Source organism: Candidatus Acidiferrales bacterium, assembly GCA_035934015.1.
In the GTDB taxonomy this organism is placed as follows: Bacteria; Acidobacteriota; Terriglobia; order Acidiferrales; family UBA7541; genus DAHUXN01.
This window is the reverse complement of the sequence record DASYYH010000023.1, coordinates 319,648-337,431: the sequence shown is the minus strand read 5'-3', so window position 1 is coordinate 337,431 and position 17,784 is coordinate 319,648. Positions and strand designations below refer to the sequence as shown.

General features: G+C 55.5%; 15 protein-coding genes and 1 tRNA gene. 9 read left to right on the top strand and 7 right to left on the bottom strand.

Going from position 1 to position 17,784, the window contains the following annotated elements; genetic code table 11:
- Both VGR81_12185 and VGR81_12180 read left to right on the top strand, forming a co-directional pair.
- Positions 1–946 (top strand): tyrosine-type recombinase/integrase (locus VGR81_12185; GenBank protein HEV2289702.1); only part of this gene is annotated, 946 nt, incomplete at its 5' end.
- A 28-nt stretch (positions 947–974) separates the two neighbouring features.
- Positions 975–1,065: transfer RNA gene (locus VGR81_12180), tRNA-Ser, on the top strand.
- Positions 1,066–1,199: 134 nt separating this feature from the next.
- Here the strand turns inward: VGR81_12180 and VGR81_12175 are convergent.
- The gene (locus VGR81_12175; protein HEV2289701.1) at positions 1,200–2,315 is read right to left on the bottom strand and encodes a hypothetical protein; all 1,116 of its coding nucleotides are present in this window, start codon (positions 2,313–2,315) and stop codon (positions 1,200–1,202) included.
- Between the two features lie 216 nt (positions 2,316–2,531).
- Here VGR81_12175 and VGR81_12170 point away from each other — a divergent pair, with 216 nt between their 5' ends.
- On the top strand, positions 2,532–4,460 hold the full coding sequence (locus VGR81_12170; protein HEV2289700.1) for a M20/M25/M40 family metallo-hydrolase: 1,929 nt from the start codon (positions 2,532–2,534) through the stop codon (positions 4,458–4,460).
- A 101-nt stretch (positions 4,461–4,561) separates the two neighbouring features.
- On the opposite strand, the gene VGR81_12165 is transcribed toward VGR81_12170, so the two are convergent.
- Positions 4,562–4,789 carry a hypothetical protein gene (locus VGR81_12165; GenBank protein HEV2289699.1) on the bottom strand — a complete coding sequence of 76 codons (228 nt, stop codon included), beginning with the start codon at positions 4,787–4,789 and terminating at the stop codon, positions 4,562–4,564.
- Positions 4,786–5,385 carry a NapC/NirT family cytochrome c gene (locus VGR81_12160; protein HEV2289698.1) on the bottom strand — a complete coding sequence of 200 codons (600 nt, stop codon included), beginning with the start codon at positions 5,383–5,385 and terminating at the stop codon, positions 4,786–4,788. The genes VGR81_12165 and VGR81_12160 overlap by 4 nt, the downstream gene beginning before the upstream one ends.
- Positions 5,386–5,776: 391 nt before the next feature.
- Here VGR81_12160 and VGR81_12155 point away from each other — a divergent pair, with 391 nt between their 5' ends.
- From VGR81_12155 to VGR81_12135, 5 genes are all read left to right on the top strand, one after another.
- Positions 5,777–6,814: a hypothetical protein gene (locus VGR81_12155; protein ID HEV2289697.1), complete on the top strand. Its 1,038-nt coding sequence runs from the start codon at positions 5,777–5,779 to the stop codon at positions 6,812–6,814.
- Positions 6,815–6,824: 10 nt separating this feature from the next.
- Positions 6,825–8,120: a cysteine desulfurase-like protein gene (locus tag VGR81_12150; GenBank protein ID HEV2289696.1), complete on the top strand. Its 1,296-nt coding sequence runs from the start codon at positions 6,825–6,827 to the stop codon at positions 8,118–8,120.
- A 101-nt stretch (positions 8,121–8,221) separates the two neighbouring features.
- Positions 8,222–8,668: a DUF4870 domain-containing protein gene (locus tag VGR81_12145; GenBank protein ID HEV2289695.1), complete on the top strand. Its 447-nt coding sequence runs from the start codon at positions 8,222–8,224 to the stop codon at positions 8,666–8,668.
- Positions 8,669–10,237, top strand: a complete 1,569-nt coding sequence (gene gpmI, locus VGR81_12140) for a 2,3-bisphosphoglycerate-independent phosphoglycerate mutase (GenBank protein HEV2289694.1) — start codon at positions 8,669–8,671, stop codon at positions 10,235–10,237. It abuts the gene before it with no gap.
- Positions 10,238–10,256: 19 nt separating this feature from the next.
- Positions 10,257–11,264, top strand: a complete 1,008-nt coding sequence (locus VGR81_12135) for a D-2-hydroxyacid dehydrogenase (GenBank protein HEV2289693.1) — start codon at positions 10,257–10,259, stop codon at positions 11,262–11,264.
- A gap of 30 nt (positions 11,265–11,294) precedes the next feature.
- Here VGR81_12135 and VGR81_12130 read toward each other — a convergent pair whose 3' ends face one another.
- The gene (locus tag VGR81_12130) at positions 11,295–12,353 is read right to left on the bottom strand and encodes a VWA domain-containing protein (protein ID HEV2289692.1); all 1,059 of its coding nucleotides are present in this window, start codon (positions 12,351–12,353) and stop codon (positions 11,295–11,297) included.
- A gap of 164 nt (positions 12,354–12,517) precedes the next feature.
- Between VGR81_12130 and VGR81_12125 the strand changes: the two genes are divergently transcribed.
- A complete protein-coding gene (locus VGR81_12125; GenBank protein ID HEV2289691.1) occupies positions 12,518–13,981 on the top strand; it encodes a M20/M25/M40 family metallo-hydrolase in 1,464 nt (487 codons plus the stop codon).
- A 45-nt stretch (positions 13,982–14,026) separates the two neighbouring features.
- Here the strand turns inward: VGR81_12125 and VGR81_12120 are convergent, their stop codons facing one another.
- From VGR81_12120 to VGR81_12110, 3 genes are all read right to left on the bottom strand, one after another.
- Entirely contained in the window at positions 14,027–14,803 is a 777-nt protein-coding gene (locus VGR81_12120) for a rhomboid family intramembrane serine protease (GenBank protein HEV2289690.1), read from the bottom strand.
- A gap of 107 nt (positions 14,804–14,910) precedes the next feature.
- Positions 14,911–17,079 (bottom strand): oligopeptide transporter, OPT family, encoded by a 2,169-nt coding sequence (locus VGR81_12115; GenBank protein HEV2289689.1) that lies wholly within the window; start codon positions 17,077–17,079, stop codon positions 14,911–14,913.
- 202 nt (positions 17,080–17,281) lie between these two features.
- Positions 17,282–17,737, bottom strand: coding sequence for a GatB/YqeY domain-containing protein (locus VGR81_12110; GenBank protein HEV2289688.1), 456 nt, complete (start codon positions 17,735–17,737; stop codon positions 17,282–17,284).
- Between the last annotated feature and the right edge of the window lie 47 nt (positions 17,738–17,784).

Here is a 17,784-nt window from a genome sequence, read left to right as displayed (position 1 = left end):
CATCCGAAAATCCGAGATTTTGCGGGGTGTTTTCCGACGGCCCGTGAAAATCACTTTCGGCGAATTCGGCAACCGCTACATGGAGCACGCGAAAGTCAACAAACGTTCCTGGTTGCGGGATGAACAGATGCTTGGGCATTTACACAAATTCATTGGGGCGGAAAGACAGCTTACCGAGATCACCTCGGCGGACATCGAGGGCTATAAGATGCACAGACGGGCTTCGGTTTCCGGTTCGACGGTGAATCGGGAAATGGCCTTGCTCAAGCGGATGTTTAATCTGGCAATCGAATGGGACCTCTATCTAGGTTTGAATCCGTTCCGTAGAGTTAAATTCTTCCGGGAATTTAACACCGGACTTCGGGTTTTGAATCCACAAGAGGAAGAAAAGCTTCTCCAAAATGCAGCGCCGTATCTTCGGGACTTAATTCGTTTTGCTCTGAATACGGGGATGCGGGTGGGAGAAATCTTTTCGCTTTGCTGGTCGACCGTGAATTTGGACAAAGGCGTTCTGAATGTCTTTGCGCCCAAGACGCAAAAGCTTCGCGGCATTCCGATCAACGCGGATGCGCGACGAGTCTTAGAATTTTGGGCGTTAGGCAAGAGGAATGAGTTTGTTTTCTACAATCCCGAAACCGGCAAGCCGTTTGTTGATTTGAAGGCGGGATTCAAGCTCGCTTGCAAGAAGGCGGGAGTTGAAGGTGTGACGTGGCACACGTTACGGCACACGTTCGCTTCCCGGCTTGTGGATCGAGGAGTGGACATTGTGACTGTCAAGGAACTGTTAGGGCATTCGAGCCTGACAGTGACGATGCGTTACACGCACACGAATCTCGATTCGAAGCGAGCGGCGGTCGAAAAACTGACGGGTGAGTGTGACAAAAGTGTGACAGTGTGCACCAAGATGCAGCACTCGCGTCTTCGACTGTCACAAAATGCAGTGTAAGCTGTTGGAAGTAAGAAGGTTAAAAAGTGGAGGGGTGGGTGAGCGGTTGAAACCGTCGGTCTTGAAAACCGTTAGACCCCAAAAGGGTCTCGTGGGTTCGAATCCCACCCCCTCCGCCAGATACTCCTCAGACGAACAAGTGCCTCAAACTTCTGAACTTCTCCGATGTCAACTACGGCAATTCTCACAGGTGTAGGTTTTAGGTGGCGCGATAGATAGTCGCGCTATCAATTTGCAATCCACTCCAAGGGGCTCAGTGATTCGGAATCACAAGCAGCTCAAAACTTCCGGGAATCATGGGGCCGCGACGGAAACGCCTCTCGCGCTCCGTGGCGTTGGGCCCAAGAGGAGGCGGCGGACCGAACCTTGCCGTGACGGAATAGAGCGTGTGAGTCGAAGTGTCGCACTCCATGGTGCGCGCGCCCTGCACGGTCTTCACATTTCCAAGCGCGGTGAATTTGTCCGGCGAGTCTTCATGCACGATGGTGATGTCTCCCTCACCTTCGGATGCAAAGGCGAGCTTAGGGCCCGAATCAAAGCGAACGGCATCGTTTCCTCTGCCGCCGATAGGCAAAGTGGCAACCACTTTTCCGGCGTCAGGATCGAACACAACCATCACACCTGAGTTGTTTTCGCCCCCGCCATGGCAGCCAATGAAGATGCGGCGCGTTTCCGTGTCCATCGCAACGCCTGAAGGGCCTTCGCATGGCGCCAATGGCCACTGATTGACGACTTTGAGTGCGTGCGTGTCGATGTCCACAATCGTGCTGAGATCTTCCATGACGTTGTAGAGATGTCCCTTGCCATCCGCGGCCGCAGATTCGGCTGCGCCGGGGATATCAACCACACCGGCGACCTCGCCCGTAGCGGCGTCCACGGCAACATCTTTCTTTCTGTGCGTCAATCCGAAAACGCGATCGCTTGCAGGATCGTAGACGATGCCATCAGAGCCACCAATGGGAAGGATGATCTGTTTGATGATCGCTAGAGTTTTCGGGTCAAATTCCGTAAAACTGCTCACGCCCTGCTGCCCGCTGCTGTTGCCCGAATTGCTCGTGAAGGCATGTCCGTCCTTTTGAGAAATCACAACGCCGTGGCTCCCAGGCGTGGGCGAGAGCTTGCCGACAACCTGATTCGTGTCGGTGGAAATAACGAGGATTTCGTCGCTATGCGAAACAAACACGTGATGGTTGGCCTCGTCGATGCCAAGGTAGTCCCAGAAGCCCGTGTCGGGCAGCGGGACAGTGGCAGAGAGATGATAGCCAGCCACGTTGTCGGACATGGGCGGCGGAGCAGGAGCTTCTTGAGCTGCAAAACAAACCAACGCGGCCAGAGCCACTGTGGCGAAAATCAAAATTCCATTGCGCATATTTCCTCCATGACTTGCAATGACTCTTCGACGCCTGGCTGCGGCATCCGGTTTCAATAAGCCGTCATAGGTGCGGGCTCCTCCAATTTTTCAGAAAATCGTAACGGAAGTGCGTAAAACAAAGTCTTGTAGGACCGTTTCTATGGTTCGTTCGTGCGTCATAAGACGTTTCGGAGTAATATACCGCGCGTCTTGAATTCAAATACGCGAGGATCTATGCGCCGAATCGCATTCGCTTTTTCGGTTGTAACTGTGGTGTCGATTTCTGTTTTTTCCACTCTAGGAGCGAAGAAACTGCCGCGAGAATCCGCTCGCAATAAGCCTAAAGCGAGTGCAGCGGCGAGATACGGTAATGCAAACTCGATCAGTGAGGATGAACTGAAGATTTACGATTACTTCCTCGCTTCGGATCAACTCGAAGGTCGGAATTTGCCTTCTCGCGGCTATGACACAGCCGCGCTTTATGTGGCAAGCCACCTCGCGGAATGGGGCATCAAGCCGGGCGGCAGCACGACGGACACGAACGGCCCCTTGCAGCCCTACTTCATGCCGTTCGATTTGACTACGCGCAGCGTCGTTGAAGATCAGAGCAAGGCTTCCTTGACGGGGCCGCCGCCATTTAATTTCGGCGGAGGACCTGTAGAGCTGCGGACGACGGATTTTGATTACGGCAAGGGTTGGGTTGCCGGGACGAGCGGCGGTGGATTTCGCGGGCTACCGCCTGCAGGGTCGTTCAATTTCTCAGGGAATTTGGTGTTTGCCGGCAGCGGTTACGTGATCAACAAATCGAACACGAATCCTTATGAAGGTATCAATGTAAGCGGGAAGATCATCATTGTTGCCGGATTGCCGCACGAACTCGCCGCGCTAGAAGCGGGACCCAGGCGGCTTGCGGGAGCGCCGAACCCCCTCGGACAAGATTGCGTCGACTATCTCACGCCTGAAGAGTACGCAGCGAAAAATGGCGCCGTAGGAGTTATACACATCGCGGATTTTCAGCAGCTCGCCGGGATGGCTAATCCGAATGGCGGTCGTCCGTCGTTCAACGGACCTGCGTACCAAGTGACAAAATTCGAAGAACGACCGGCATGCCCCAGCGCTCCTTCTATTATCGCCGGCGCGGAAATGACGAACGATCTTTTCGCGGGCGAAAAGACCACCGGAGCTCGCATTTTCTACTCCGCCGGCACAAACGCTAAAGAAGACTCATTCAAACTGAACTCCGAAAAAAAACTGACCGTGAACGCGGTGATTCACAGCGAACACGGGCACGGCGAAAATGTCGTCGGAATCCTCAAAGGCAGCGACCCGGTCTTGAAGAATGAATATGTGATCATCAGTGCGCATCTCGATCACATCGGCCTGAGCGCACCGCTGCCGAACGGCCACAACGTGAATAATGGCGCTGATGACGACGGCTCCGGTTCAACCGGCTTGCTGGCCATCGCGCACGCTTATGCGCAGGGAGCAGCCGCTGGAATGAGGCCCAAACGCACGCTGATTTTTCTATGGAATGGCGGCGAGGAAAAAGGGCTTTGGGGTTCGCGTTATTTCACCGAGTTCCCGCCCATCGACCTCACAAAAGTAGTCGCCGATCTGAATATGGATATGATCGGGCGCACGAAGAATGCCAACTCCGTGGACCCGAACCCAACGCACTTTCTTGTGGATCCGGGGATGGTGCTTGTGGTTGGCCCCAACATTAGCAGCGACGACCTGGAGAAAACGATCGAGACGGTGAATAACAATTATCAAAAGCTCGTCCTCAATCATTTTTACGATGCGACCGCCCCCGACGCGACGCACGACAATCTCGGCCCGAAACCAAATGGGCAGCGCATCTTCTACCGGAGCGATCATTACAATTTCGCGAAAATGGGGATTCCGATTGCATTTTTCACCGTCGGCCTGCATGTGGACTATCACCGTCCGACGGACACGCCGGAGAAGATCGATTACAAGGAGATCCAACAGGTATCCAAGACCGTCGCCGCAGTAGCGTGGGTGCTCAGCAATCAGCCGGGCCGTCCGCATTTAAACACCGAACTGCCGAATCAGTTGGTCAAGGACATGAAAGCCGCGCAAGTTGATGGCTGGGGCAAGATTACGCCAGTGCTGCCGCCGTTGCCGGGCGAACCGTTCTAAGTCGAAAGGCTAAGGCAGAAGAACAATAAATCGAGAGGCGGCTTGGTTTTCTTTGGCGCGTGAGTGGCCTTGATCCTCGACGTTTGCCTTTGTATCCCAGATCACTGGGCAGAGTTTCGATTTTCGGTCGATCGTATGGCAAGGAATGCAAGAGATATGAGATAGATCAGCATTCCCAGACCGATCAGCGATACGCCGACGAAGGCGAATAAAACAAAGGAAAGCGGGTGGTACCAAATAAGACTGGCAATCTCAATCATCATTCCTAAAATAATCAGCGCACTCGAAATCCGCAGTAATCGCCCCATCCCAATTTCACTCAATCTCATTGACCTGGCCTCCAAAATTTGACGTGACTTAGCTGCGCTATGTTGTGAGCGGTATCATGGCAGCCGCTCGTCAGGCAAGAAATCTGATTGGACTTGAGCGAATCCATGGTCGCCGCATGGATCTGATTTTCTTCGAAGTTTCGCGCTCCTAAATGGCAGTGCAAACATTGGCTGTTTCGGTAGCCGCCGGGTATGCGAATCGGATTCGGTGGTGTGCTTACGTATTGCATATAGATGCGCGTCAGACCTCTTATCTTGTCCTTCAGCGGACCATAGATCGAATAATCGGCGTGGCATGCATAGCAAGCCTCATCCGCAGGCACGCGATGATTCTGAAAATGCTGCGCGGGAAGATAGCTGGGATCATTGACATAGAGGCTCTGGCCATAGGGGACCATGGCATGGCAGGAGATGCAGAAGCGGGTCTGTTCTGAGCGCTGCATGTGCGCATTCACACCGCCCACGATGCAAAGAAAAGGAAGGAAGCATAGGCCGATGAAGGCCAGAATCTTCCATGCCGTCGCCGAAGTCACTGATGGGCGTATCAGAAATATGCATGCAAGAATTATGCTCAGCACAATCTGGACAACCAGCATGGCGATCACGGCTCCTCCGCCCCGGCTCTAAACTACAGCCACTCCTGCGCCGGAAATAAGGATTTCCTAATTATGCTAAATCCATTGCAGAATAGCTTTCGGTCTTTGTCTGTGACGTCAGTCACACATCTGCCCGCAGCCTAAACACCTGCAAAAATGAGTTTGAATTGAGAGCGAAAGTGTCTCGTCGCGGCTGCTCTGCACTAACTCCATATCATTTTATCGTCGTTCCGAATCTATACTTGAGTTTTGACGATTTGCTATTGCAGCACGGAAGGCGAAACGATTGTCATCGTGCAACGGATATTGCTCGTGATTCCCGTCCAAAATGGCGGCACTGCAAGAAAACGAGCAATTAATTTTCCCTCGATAGGTGTATTCTGGCGCGCAGTTGCGAAGGAGCAAGGCCATTCGCACATACAATCTGGCGCTGGTTGGATTGGGAAACGTCGGCAAGGAATTTGTCCGTTTGCTGGCGGCGAAAGATGCTGTGCTGCGCCGCGACTATGGAATCGGATGGAAACTAACAGGTGTTGCGTCGCGCCGAATCGGTTGGATTGCCGATACGAATGGGCTCGATCCATCGGCAGTGCTCGAACATCGCTTCGCAAAGCCGACTGAAGCGAAGCCGCTGCAGAATGTGCGCGAATGGCTCGCGACAGCGCGAGCGGATGTTCTCTTTGAAGCTTCATCGCTGAATCATCACGACGGCCAGCCAGCGACCGATCATCTGAAGGCCGCTCTCGAATCCGGTGCGCATGCCATCAGCGCGAACAAAGGGCCCGTCGTGCATGCGTATACGGAACTCCGTGATTTGGCTCAAGCGAAAAATCGCAAATTCCTTTTCGAATCCACGGTAATGGATGGCACACCGATTTTTTCCTTGTTCCCGCATTCGTTGCCAGCAGTCGAGCTGCGCGGTTTCCGCGGCATATTGAATTCGACGACAAATGTCGTCCTCACAGAGATGGAAAAAGGGCTGACTCTTGACGAAGCGGTGAAACACGCGCAGGAAATAGGAGTTGCGGAGACCGACCCTTCGAACGATCTTGACGGCTGGGACGCCGCCGTAAAGGTGGCCGTGCTGGTGATCGTCTTGATGGGCGTGCCTATCAAGCTGGAAGACGTGGAACGAATCGGGATTCGCACGATAACTCCGGAACAGTTGGCCGCTGCGCGCGCTGCGGGCATGCGCTATAAATTAATTTGCCGCGCCTCGCGTACTTCCAATGGAGGCGTGCGCGCAAGCGTGCGGCCCCAGCAGTTGCCGCTTTCCGATACGCTCGCCATGCGCGAAGGAACAACGTCCGTGCTGCGATTCGATATGGACGTATTCGGGCTTACGATCGTGGAGCACAAGCCCGGCGTAATCGCTACGGCGTACGGATTACTGGCTGATTTCATCCGCGCAGTGAAAGAATCGGCCTAAGATCGATAGAATGGGCTCGAAGAACGCATCGTCTTTGCAGCGCAATCTGCAAAGTCAGGCAGTCTCTCTCGACGTCAATTGGGTGCGCGCGCAGTTTCCTTCGCTGAAGCACATCGTGAATGGCCATCCCGCAGCCTTCCTCGACGCGCCCGCAGGGACACAAGTGCCGCAGTGCGTGATCGACGCAGTGCGCGAATATTTCGAAACTTCCAATGCAAACACATGCGGCGCCTTCGTCACCAGCCGCCGTACAGATGCCATGATTGCCGGCGCGCGCGCGGCCATGGCCGATTTTTTCAATTGTGAACCTGACGAAGTATTCTTCGGGCCAAACATGACCACCATCACGTTTGCGCTGGCCCGTGGGATTGGCCGCGATTTACGGCCGGGCGACGAAATTGTCGTAACGACGCTCGACCACGACGCCAACGTCGCGCCGTGGCGTGCGCTGGAAGAACGCGGTGTTGTTATCCGCCAAGTGGACATTCGCCATGATGATTGCACGCTAGACATGGCTGATTTGCGCAGAAAAATCACCGAGCGGACAAAACTGGTCGCGATCGGATACGCATCGAACGCCGTCGGAACAATCAATCCCGTCGAAGAGATTGTGCAGTTGGCGCACGGCGCGGGCGCTTTGGTATTCATTGATGCCGTGCACTACGCGCCACACGGAATGATTGACGTACGCGCGCTCGATTGCGATTTCCTTGCCTGTTCGCCATACAAGTTCTTTGGCCCGCACATGGGATGCATCTATGGAAAGCGCGAGCTTCTGTTGCGCTTTCGTCCATACAAAGTCCGGCCCGCGCCAGAGACGCTGCCAGACCGCTGGGAAACGGGAACGCAGATTCACGAAGGCCTTGCCGGCGTCTCCGCGGCGATCGACTACATCGCAAGCCTTGGCTGCCGTTGTGATCCATCGGCCACAAGCCGCCGCGCTGCCATCGTGAGCGCGTATCGAGCAATGCGAGATTATGAGATGGCCCTGGCGATGAAAATGATTCGAGGACTTCTCGAGATCCCTGGCCTGCGATTTTATGGAATTTCTGATCCCGCACGATTTGCCGAGCGCGTGCCGACCGTTGGCGTGCGCCTGGCGAAAGGCAAGCCTCTCGATGCGGCGAAATTCCTCGGCGATCGGGGCATTTTCACCTGGGACGGAAACTACTATGCACTCAACTTAACCGAACGGCTCGGCGTCGAAAAAGACGGCGGCCTGCTGCGCATCGGGCTCGTGCACTACAACACAGTGGAAGAGGTCGAACGTCTGCTCCGCGCCCTGCGTGAATTCGCCGAGTCTTGAACACGGCCGCCTTGCTTGCTCAAATTGTCGCGCCTTCGCGATTCGCTTCAATCCGTGTATCCTTTCACAGCATTGAGAACTCCCTGTTCTGAAGAGATGCAATGTCCGAGACGACGGCTCCAATCCCGCTAATCCAGTTGACGCAAGATGAGAAGGCTTATGCTGGACTTGCGCACGCCTTGATGATGTCGACGTGGTGGATCGGGCCGCTTGTCATTTACCTTATAAAGAAGGATTCGCGATTCGTGGGCTTCCACGCCATGCAGGCATTGCTCTGGCAAGTTATTTTTACATTCTTTTACTTCGTGGGTGTGGCGATCTGGTTCGCTGTGATCATTTCGACCGTTGCCCTGCACCCGCCGAATGCGCAGAATTCGTCGTTTCCCGTCGCCCTGTTCATCGCTATGCCAATCTTTTGGCTTTTGATCATGGGTTGCGCCGCGATTTCTCTCACCTTGGGCATCATGTATTGTCTGAAGGCCATGCGCGGTGAGTGGGCTGGTTATCCCATAATCGGCCAATGGGCGCGAAAGATCGTAGGAATCTGAATGGCAAAACGGCCAAAACCGATCGTGCTTACCGTTCTCGACGGCTGGGGCTACTCGCCAGAAACGAGGGGCAACGCTATCGCCCTGGCGCGCAAACCCAATTACGACGCACTGCTTAAGAAATTCCCAAACACCCTCATCCATACCTCGGGACCATTTGTCGGCCTTCCCGAGGGCCAGATGGGCAATAGCGAGGTGGGGCATTTGAATATCGGTGCGGGGCGCATCGTTCAGATGGACATCACGCGCATCGACATGAAAATTGTGTCAGGCGAATTCTTCAAAGAACCCTTGCTTCTCGAAGCTATGCGGCGGGGCTGCGCGCGCCAACTCCACCTGCTTGGTCTCGTGAGCGACGGCGGCGTGCACTCGCACATCAATCATCTCTTCGCGCTACTTCGCATGGCGAAGGAGAACCAGGTGGAGCGCGTGTTCGTGCATGCGTTCATGGATGGGCGCGACACGCCACCGAATTCCGGCATCGATTTTTTGCGCCGGTTGGAAAAGAAAATGCGCGAGTTGGGCGTGGGTCAAGTTGCGACGATTAGCGGCCGTTACTATGCGATGGACCGCGACAATCGCTGGGAGCGCATCGCGCAGGCATATCGCGCGATGACTCACGGCGACGCACAGGCAAAATTCTCCGACCCCATTGCCGCAATGCGCGCGAGCTATGAAAAAGGAGTCACGGACGAATTTGTAGTTCCTATTGCGGTCACGACGGCCGCGGAACCGGGAAGGCCCAGCATGCCCCGCGGCTTGATTCGCGATGACGACGCGGTGATTTTCTTCAATTTCCGCGCCGATCGTGCGCGCCAGATGACTCGCGCGCTGGCCGAGCCCGAATTCAAAGAATTTGCTGACCCGGCGCGTCCGAAAAATTTATGTTACGTTGCCATGACGCAATATGAAAAAACGTGGCCGTGGCTGCGGTACCTTCTCGGCTCGGAAAAACTCGAGCACATCCTCGCACAAGTTTTCGGCGAATTGGGCTTCAAGAACCTGCGTTGCGCGGAGACTGAGAAATATGCGCACGTGACGTATTTTTTTAATGGCGGAGTCGAAAAAGCCTATCCTGGCGAAGAGCGCATACTAGTCCCTTCGCCAAAAGTGCCGACGTACGATCTACAGCCGGAAATGTCCGCCGCCGGCGTTACCGATGCCGTGGTGAAAGCCATTGAGAAGGGCGACTTCGACGCGATCATCATGAACTTCGCCAATGCCGACATGGTGGGCCATACGGGGAAACTCGAGGCGACAATTAAGGCCGTCGAAACCGTCGATGACTGCCTGGGGCGCATTTACAAATCGCTTGCGCCGCGCGACGGGGCCTGGATCATCACTGCTGATCACGGCAATGCAGAAACGATGATTGATCCGAAGACCGGCGGTCCGCACACGTACCACACCACAAATCCCGTCCCGCTTATCTTGCTGTCCGATGACCAACACATGCGTTTGCGCCCGGGCGGTTCGTTGCGGGATATTTCGCCGACGCTTTTGGGTGTTATGGGTATCCCCGAACCAAAAGAAATGACCGGATGCGATCTTCGCGTGCCCCCGCGATAAAAACTGAAGACGAAACTTCATGACTCGAACCAAACCCGAAGAAACAAAACTGCTCATCTCCATCTGGCATAAATTCGCGCTCTGGCGGCCGCCACAGGACTTCGGCGCGAAAATCAACGCGCGCTGGCCGAAGATGCGCGTCGTCCATCTCCCAACTGGCGAAAATGTGGATCGGGAGTTGCCGGACACGGACATTCTGGTTGGCTATTCGCTGCGGAAAGAACAGTTTCATCTGGCGAGGAAATTGAAGTGGATTCACTCGACGGCGGCAGGCGTCAATCAGTTGATGTACCCCGAACTGCGCGAAAGTGGAATTGTTCTCACAAATGCGCGCGGTATTCATGCCCAACCCATGGCCGAGCACATTCTGGGCGCGATCTTGGCAATGGCCCGGCGTTTCCCCGACGCATTTCGTTATCAGTCCGAGGCCCGCTGGGCGCAGCAGGAAATCTGGGACGCAAAGCTCCGACCGCTGGAATTGAAGGGACGTGTCCTCTTGATCGTCGGATTCGGCTCGATCGGACATGAATTGGCGCGGCGCATCCACCCTATGGGCATGCGCGTCTGGGGCGTGACGCGCTCGGGCCAAGGCGACGCGGCTCTTGCCGAGCGCATTTTGCCTGTCGCAGACCTTGCGAGTGCCTTGCCGCAGGCGGATTTCATCGTGCTCGCTGCTCCGGAAACTCACGAAACGAAGCAGATGATCGGCGCGAAGGAACTCGCGCAGATGAAACGCACGGCATATTTCATCAATGTCGCGCGCGGCACGCTGGTTGACGAAGCTGCACTGACTCATTCTCTGTTGACGCACGCGATTGCCGGCGCCGCGCTGGATGTGACCGCAGAAGAACCGCTGCCGCCAGAAAGCCCGCTGTGGAAGCTCGATAATGTTTTCATCACGCCGCACGTCAGCGCCGCGAGCGAGCAAATGTGGGAAAGACAAACGAAGTTGCTGATGGATAATCTCGTGCGGTGGTTCACGGGGCAGGAACTGCGGAATCGCGTAGATCTCTCGCGCGGGTATTGATTTCAGTCGCGCACAACCACCAGTGAGGAACTAGTCGGCGGGAGTTGGCGGCGGCGCAATGTAACCTTCGCGTGCGTAGACAACCACCTTTTTCGGCTTCCCTTTTCGGTTCGGAATCATGAGCGGCTGTCCTTTATCGTCGACCACCTCGACCTTGATCTTGTGGAATTTGCCGTCGTGCGCGGAATCCGGCGGCGTATAGCCGATCGAGTATTGGTTGCGCAGAAATTGCACGATGTTGGTGAAGATATCGGGCATTTCTCCTTCGAATCGAGGGAACCAAGCCATACCTCCGGTGAGTTTTCCGAAAGTATCCATTTCATTTTTTGCCTGCAGATAGCTGATGGGCTGGACCGGATTGTAGACCTCCTGCATTTCCGCAGACCCGATGCAAAATACAGTCACGTTTGTTTGCTTCAGGGCGTTGTACGTTTGGTCCAGATTATTCTTGCTGAATGTGTCCGCTCCCGTCCCAACCAGCAGAATCGCCTTCTTTCCGGAGACATCCTTCAAACGATTGATCGTGTCGATCAACGCGTCGAACGTACTTGCCTCGCTGAATCCCGGCACGAAAAGGTTATTGATAGCGTTATCGATCTCCATCTTGCTGTGCGTAAAATCAACCACCACGTGAGTCTTCAAATCGAAAGTAACCAGCGCAGCCCAGTCCTGTGGACCAAGATGATCCACGAATCCATAGGACAGATACTTTGCGACTAAGCCGAAAAATCCCTGATAGCGATTGCTGAATTCAATCAGTAGTACGATGGTGATCGGCGCGGTATTCGGCTCGAAATTCGTGATCGGTTCCGGCTGATTGCCATCAAAGATGCGAAAGTTCTGTTGCTTGAGGCCCGTGATGATATTTCCGTCCTGATCCGTGACCACCGTATTCACCTGCACCAACTGCGATTGAACCGTCAGCGAAAATTGTGGCTGCGGATGCTGCTGCGCGGGCGGCGGCTGTTGCCCCTGCTGCTTTGGAGGTTTGATGGGGCCCTGTTGTTGGGCGATTGCGTTGCGCGGCGAGAGACATGCTGCTGCAAAGAACATCACAAGGCCTGCGCGAATCACGGATTTTCGTCGCATTGTTCTGGTACCTCCGAATACATTTGGATGGCAGGATACGCCGCTGGGATGGTCGATTCTTTCGCTACATCGTCCACAGCCGCGCCCGTTCCGCGGCAACGTGCATGATAGTATGAACGTTGCACTCTCTGCAGGAAATTTAAATCATTCTCTAAGGTGGCTTGATGCGAAGCAGGATAGGGCTGTTTTTTGCGCTGATATCGATCTTCTACACCACATGCGCCAATTCCGCGTGCGCGCAGCATCTCAAGCAATCCACGCTGGCATCATTCCAAGCGCAAATGCCAGGGATCGATCTCGGCAAATTGGACGTAGACGCGCTCGGATGGCTCCAGGGCCTTATTCGCATCAATACGACCAATCCGCCCGGAAATGAGCTCGTCGCCGCCAAGTATCTCGCGGACATTTTGCAAAAAGAAGGAATTCCAGCAGATGTTTACCAGAGCACGCCTGGGCGCGGAATCTTGATTGCCCGGCTTTCGGCCAGCGCTGTGCCCAATCCTTCGCGCGCGCTGCTTCTGCTCGGCCACCTTGACGTCGTCGGCGTGGACAAATCGAAGTGGCAGGTCGATCCCTTCGGCGCCGTAATCCAAAACGGCTATCTATACGGCCGCGGCGCGATCGACGACAAAGGCATGACCATCGCTAACCTCGCCGTGCTCGTGGCGCTGAAGCGTGCGAACGTGCCCTTGAGCCGCGACGTAATTCTCCTTGCCGAAGGCGACGAAGAAGCGGACAGCTCAGCGGGAATGAAATTTGCGGTCGATAATTACTGGGAAAAAATCGCTGCCGGCTTTTCATTGAACGAAGGGGGCAGCGTCGTCATGAAGGATGGCAAAGTGCAATACGTCGGTGTGCAGGCTGCGGAAAAGGTTCCCGTGAACGTCACGGTGACAGCGACGGGGACCTCCGGTCACGCTTCTATTCCGCTGCCGGACAACGCCATCATGCGTCTTTCCCAATCCATCGAGAAAATCAGCGCCTACCAGACACCATTTCAATTGACTCCGGTAACCGAAGCGTATTTCGAGCAACTTTCTCAAGTCGCCGATCCGGATATTGCCAAATGGATGCGCGCTCTTGATTCTTCGGTGCGTGCCGACCTTGCGGAAGAAAAAATTGCCGCTGCCAATCCATTGTGGAACGCCATGATGCGCGATACGATCGCACCGACGATGCTCCAGGCCGGCATCCGCTCGAACGTCGTTCCTTCCGAAGCGCAAGCGACGCTGAATGTGCGTTTGTTGCCGGGAAACTCGATTGACGCCGTGCTGCTGAAACTGGAAAGCGTAGTGAAGGATCCACAAATCCAATTTCATGCGGACACTTCCGTTGGCGAAGCGGCTCCTTCGTCTTCGCTCGCGAGCGAATTATTCAACACCATCCAGAAAGCGACGCAGGAAGAGTTCCCTGATGCGCCCGTCGTGCCCATGATGTCCGCCTCCGCGTCGGACTCCGCTTTTCTGCGTCTGCGCAACGTGCAGGCCTATGGCCTGCTGCCATTTCCGCTCACGGAAGCAGACGCCATGCGCATGCATGGCGATAACGAGCGCATTTCTTTGGATTCATTTGACAAGGGAATTGAATTTCTCTACCGCGTCGTGGATGATTTCGTGGCCGAGAAATAATTCGTCCTGCTGCGAGGTAATTCCCGGAAATCTTCCCGCTCCGGTTTAATTCACCCAGGTATCGGGCGGGCGTGGCGGCTCATCGCGATGCCGTCGCTGGTACACTTCGAACTTGCGCTGCAATCGCCGTCGCTTCCAGTCCGAAACGCGATTCCGGTAGGAATAAAGATACGATCCGCGCCGCAGATACAAATAGCCGACCAGCATCCCGCCCAGATGACAGACGTGGCTGACGTTGTCTCCCCCGGCCCCCAGCGTCCCGAAGAACTCGATTACTCCCATCACCAGGACGAATACGCGCATCGAAATCGCCACGGGAAACGGAATCAATAGCACGCGCTGATGCGGAAACAAAATCGCCGCAGCCAATAGCACGCCGAAAATCGCGCCAGAGGCGCCAATCGTGGGAATCAGCGCCGAGCCGATTCCGCGGGGATCGAGAATCGTTTTGACGATGATATTGATTACGCCCGCGCCAACGCCACAAAGCAGAAAATAAAAATAGAACCGCCGGCGCCCCCAGGCCCGTTCCACGTCCCGCCCAAACATCCAAAGCACAAACATGTTAATCAGGATGTGCCAAATGCTTTCGTGCAGGAAAATGTAGGTGAACGGCTGCCAGATAAACCCGTGGATGGCGTAGCGCGGAACCAGCCCAAAATAAAGAAGCCAGAAATTCCACCCCGCAGGTCCGAAGATTACTCCGGACATTTCCTGCGCAAGAAACACCGCCGCACAGACAATCACGAGAACCTTAATCGCCGGCGTGATTGACCAATCCCAGTCGAACTGAAATCCGGATGTAGAGGCGTAGCGCCGCATAACAGGTATCTCTGAAAGTGTATGCGTGCCGCAGCGCGGAGTCAAAGCGTCAGGGACACAGCAGCCAACTGCAGAGCGTCAAATGCAAATGAAGGACCAGCAGCCGCTCAATCCATCTTGCGGCGGGCATAATAGAATTGTGAAGCGCCGAGAAGCGCAAACATGATCACGCCAAAGAGGCGGCTGGAGGCCAGGGCACCGAGGACTTGCGGCCCGGCGTGAAGGAAATGCTCGGGCAAGAAGTGATATTTGAAATTGGGATCGCCAAAAAGATAAATGACGATCCCGAGTAGCCCGAAAATTCCGCCTCCGGCGATCAAGCCGCTGGCAAAGAGCGGTCCCGGCCCGATTTCGCTCCCCGCCTCATCCTTTTTCTTCATTCCGCGTTCCGCGAGCCAGCGAATCACGCCTCCTGCAAACATGGCCATTGTTGTGTCGACGGGCAGATATGCACCGACGGCGAATGGAAGCGACCGCACGCCGAGCAACTCGACCGTAATGACCAGAAAAACGCCCACCAGCACAAGCCGCCATGGCAGTTGCCGTTGCAATATGCCGTTGATGACCGTGGCCATCAGACGCGCCTGCGGTGCCGAGGCCTTCTCGCTCCCGATGCCGTGCACCCATTGCAGATCGATCTCGTGCGTGGCTGAGTCGTAGAGATAATTCCCGTCTGGCACGACGTGCGACCCAATGGCGTTGAGCAAAACATAAGCCTTTCCCGCGTGCGTGAAGCTTTGGTTTTCGATGCTCACGCCTGAGGGGAGTTGGTTTACGTTAACAGCGATCTGCACCGGCTTATATTCCTCGAGGCCCACGTTCATCAGGTTCAGAGTCCCGCCGACGGCGAAAACGGACGTCATGACGCCGATCATCAGCGCCAGTTGTTGCCGCGAGGGAGTCGCGCCGACCAGGTAGCCCGTCTTCAAATCCTGCGATGTGCCGCCCGCATTCGAAGACGCGACGCAAACCACGCCGCCGATCGTGATAGCCAGCGCGGAAAAAGCTCCGCCCGTCCATCCCGCAACTAGAAACATCGCGCACGTGGCCATGAGCGTGGCAATCGCCATTCCACTGATGGGGTTCGAGGAATTTCCAATCAACCCGCAGATGCGCGAAGAAACGGTGACGAACAAAAATCCGAAAATCACAACAAAAACCGCGGCGATCAAATTCGAAAGAAGCCCCGTCTTCGCTCCCGGGATGGGCCGCCACGTCAGGAGCGCCCACATCATGGCGACGACCGCAAGCGACCCCAGCGCGACGATCTTCATGGAGAAATCCCGCTCCACGCGGCTGACCGCGTTGATTGCCGATTCCACCGCGCGGCTCTTGCGCACATCTTTCAGCCCCGCGCGCAGTGCGGTGACAATCGTCGGCATCGTCTTGAAAAGCGTGATCACGCCCGACGCAGCCACAGCGCCCGCGCCCATCGGCCTGATGTACGCGCGATACAAATCATCCGGCGTCATTTGTCCAATGGGAATCAGTCCGGGGAAAAGCGGGTGCGTCATCATCCCACCGAAAAATTTGATCGCCGGCATCAGAACGAGCCACGAAAACACGCCGCCCGCAAAAAGCAATCCCGCGACTCGCGGACCGATGATGTACCCGACGCCCATATATTCCGGCGTGATGTTGGCGCGGAAAGAAGCGCCAGGGAGCCAGCCGGGCCGGTACTCCGGCGTATCCGGCCAGAATCCCATCGTCTCCATCAGGAATGCGTACAATCCGCCGAGGCCAAAACCCAGGAAAACGCGCCCCGCGAACGATCCGCCCTTGTCTCCTGCGACCAGCACATCCGCACACGCCGTGCCTTCGGGATAAAGAAGGTTTCCATGCTCCTTCACGATGAGCTGCCGCCGCAGCGGAATCATGAACAAAACGCCAAGCCAGCCGCCCAGCAATGCGAGAAAGAAGACAGTCCAATACTGCAGCGGAAATCCCAAAAAAATCAGCGCGGGAAGAGTGAAAATCACGCCGCCGGCGATCGATTCTCCCGCCGACCCGGTCGTCTGTACGATGTTATTTTCGAGGATCGTCGATTTGCCGAAGGCGCGAAGAATGCTGATCGACAGAACAGCGATGGGAATTGACGCGGAAACCGTCAGCCCGGCGCGCAGGCCGACGTAAACCGTGATCGCGCCAAAAAAAAGGCCCGCGAAGATTCCGAGGATGATGGCTCGCGGAGTAAATTCCGCAATCGTTTTCTCAGGGGGAATGTACGGATGGAACTCGCCCGGCGGTGCAATCGAGCTCCACGGTTTTGAGGCCACGCGTTCCCTCCCGCCGAAACCGCTCAGAAAACGCACGGCAAGGTAGCATTAGACCGGCAGGCATAGCAAGTTAATACCGGCCAAATTGGACTGCCGAATGAAGGAAATGAATGAAGAGGGGAAAAATCAGCTTTGCTGCAATTTCGCTCGGAAAAAGGCGAGGCTGTCCTGCACCGTGCAAATCATTAAAGCGCGCCAGAATCTAGCTTTTTGACGACAGCTTTTCGCGCACTTTATCGCTCAGAGCCTTGCCGTCGACCGCCTTGCCTTCCAGCCGCGTCCGCGCGGCCTTGATCACCGCGCCCATCTGTTTCAGCGAATCCGCTTCCGTGTCGGCAATGGCTTCCTCGACCGCGCGCGCAATTTCCGCATCTGTCGGTGCCGGTGGCAAGTAGCTTTCGATAATCGCTATTTCCTTGGCTTCTTTTTCGGCCAGATCGCTGCGGCCGCCTTTTGTAAATTGCTCCACGGACTCCCGCCGCTGCTTCACGAGGGTTTGCAGCGTTTGCAGCGCTTCCAGATCGTCGAGCGGCCGCATTTTCTCGATTTCTTTGTTTTTGAGCGCGGACTTTACCATCCGCAGGACGCTCAGGCGCAGCTCATCCTTTTCCTTCATCGCTGCGGTCAACTCGCGCTGTATGCGTTCGGTCAGGCTCATCGTCGTTGCATTCTCCATCTCAAAGAGTAGCTGGAAAACCGCACTTT

Coding starts and splice junctions, on each gene's coding strand:
- VGR81_12120 (HEV2289690.1), bottom strand. CDS start 14,803: ATGCGGCGCTACGCCTCTACATCCGGATTTCAGTTCGACTGGGATTGG.
- VGR81_12130 (HEV2289692.1), bottom strand. CDS start 12,353: ATGCGACGAAAATCCGTGATTCGCGCAGGCCTTGTGATGTTCTTTGCA.
- VGR81_12145 (HEV2289695.1), top strand. CDS start 8,222: ATGTCCGAGACGACGGCTCCAATCCCGCTAATCCAGTTGACGCAAGAT.
- gpmI (HEV2289694.1), top strand. CDS start 8,669: ATGGCAAAACGGCCAAAACCGATCGTGCTTACCGTTCTCGACGGCTGG.
- VGR81_12125 (HEV2289691.1), top strand. CDS start 12,518: ATGCGAAGCAGGATAGGGCTGTTTTTTGCGCTGATATCGATCTTCTAC.
- VGR81_12165 (HEV2289699.1), bottom strand. CDS start 4,789: ATGAGATTGAGTGAAATTGGGATGGGGCGATTACTGCGGATTTCGAGT.
- VGR81_12170 (HEV2289700.1), top strand. CDS start 2,532: ATGCGCCGAATCGCATTCGCTTTTTCGGTTGTAACTGTGGTGTCGATT.
- VGR81_12110 (HEV2289688.1), bottom strand. CDS start 17,737: ATGAGCCTGACCGAACGCATACAGCGCGAGTTGACCGCAGCGATGAAG.
- VGR81_12150 (HEV2289696.1), top strand. CDS start 6,825: ATGGGCTCGAAGAACGCATCGTCTTTGCAGCGCAATCTGCAAAGTCAG.
- VGR81_12160 (HEV2289698.1), bottom strand. CDS start 5,385: ATGCTGGTTGTCCAGATTGTGCTGAGCATAATTCTTGCATGCATATTT.
- VGR81_12135 (HEV2289693.1), top strand. CDS start 10,257: ATGACTCGAACCAAACCCGAAGAAACAAAACTGCTCATCTCCATCTGG.
- VGR81_12175 (HEV2289701.1), bottom strand. CDS start 2,315: ATGCGCAATGGAATTTTGATTTTCGCCACAGTGGCTCTGGCCGCGTTG.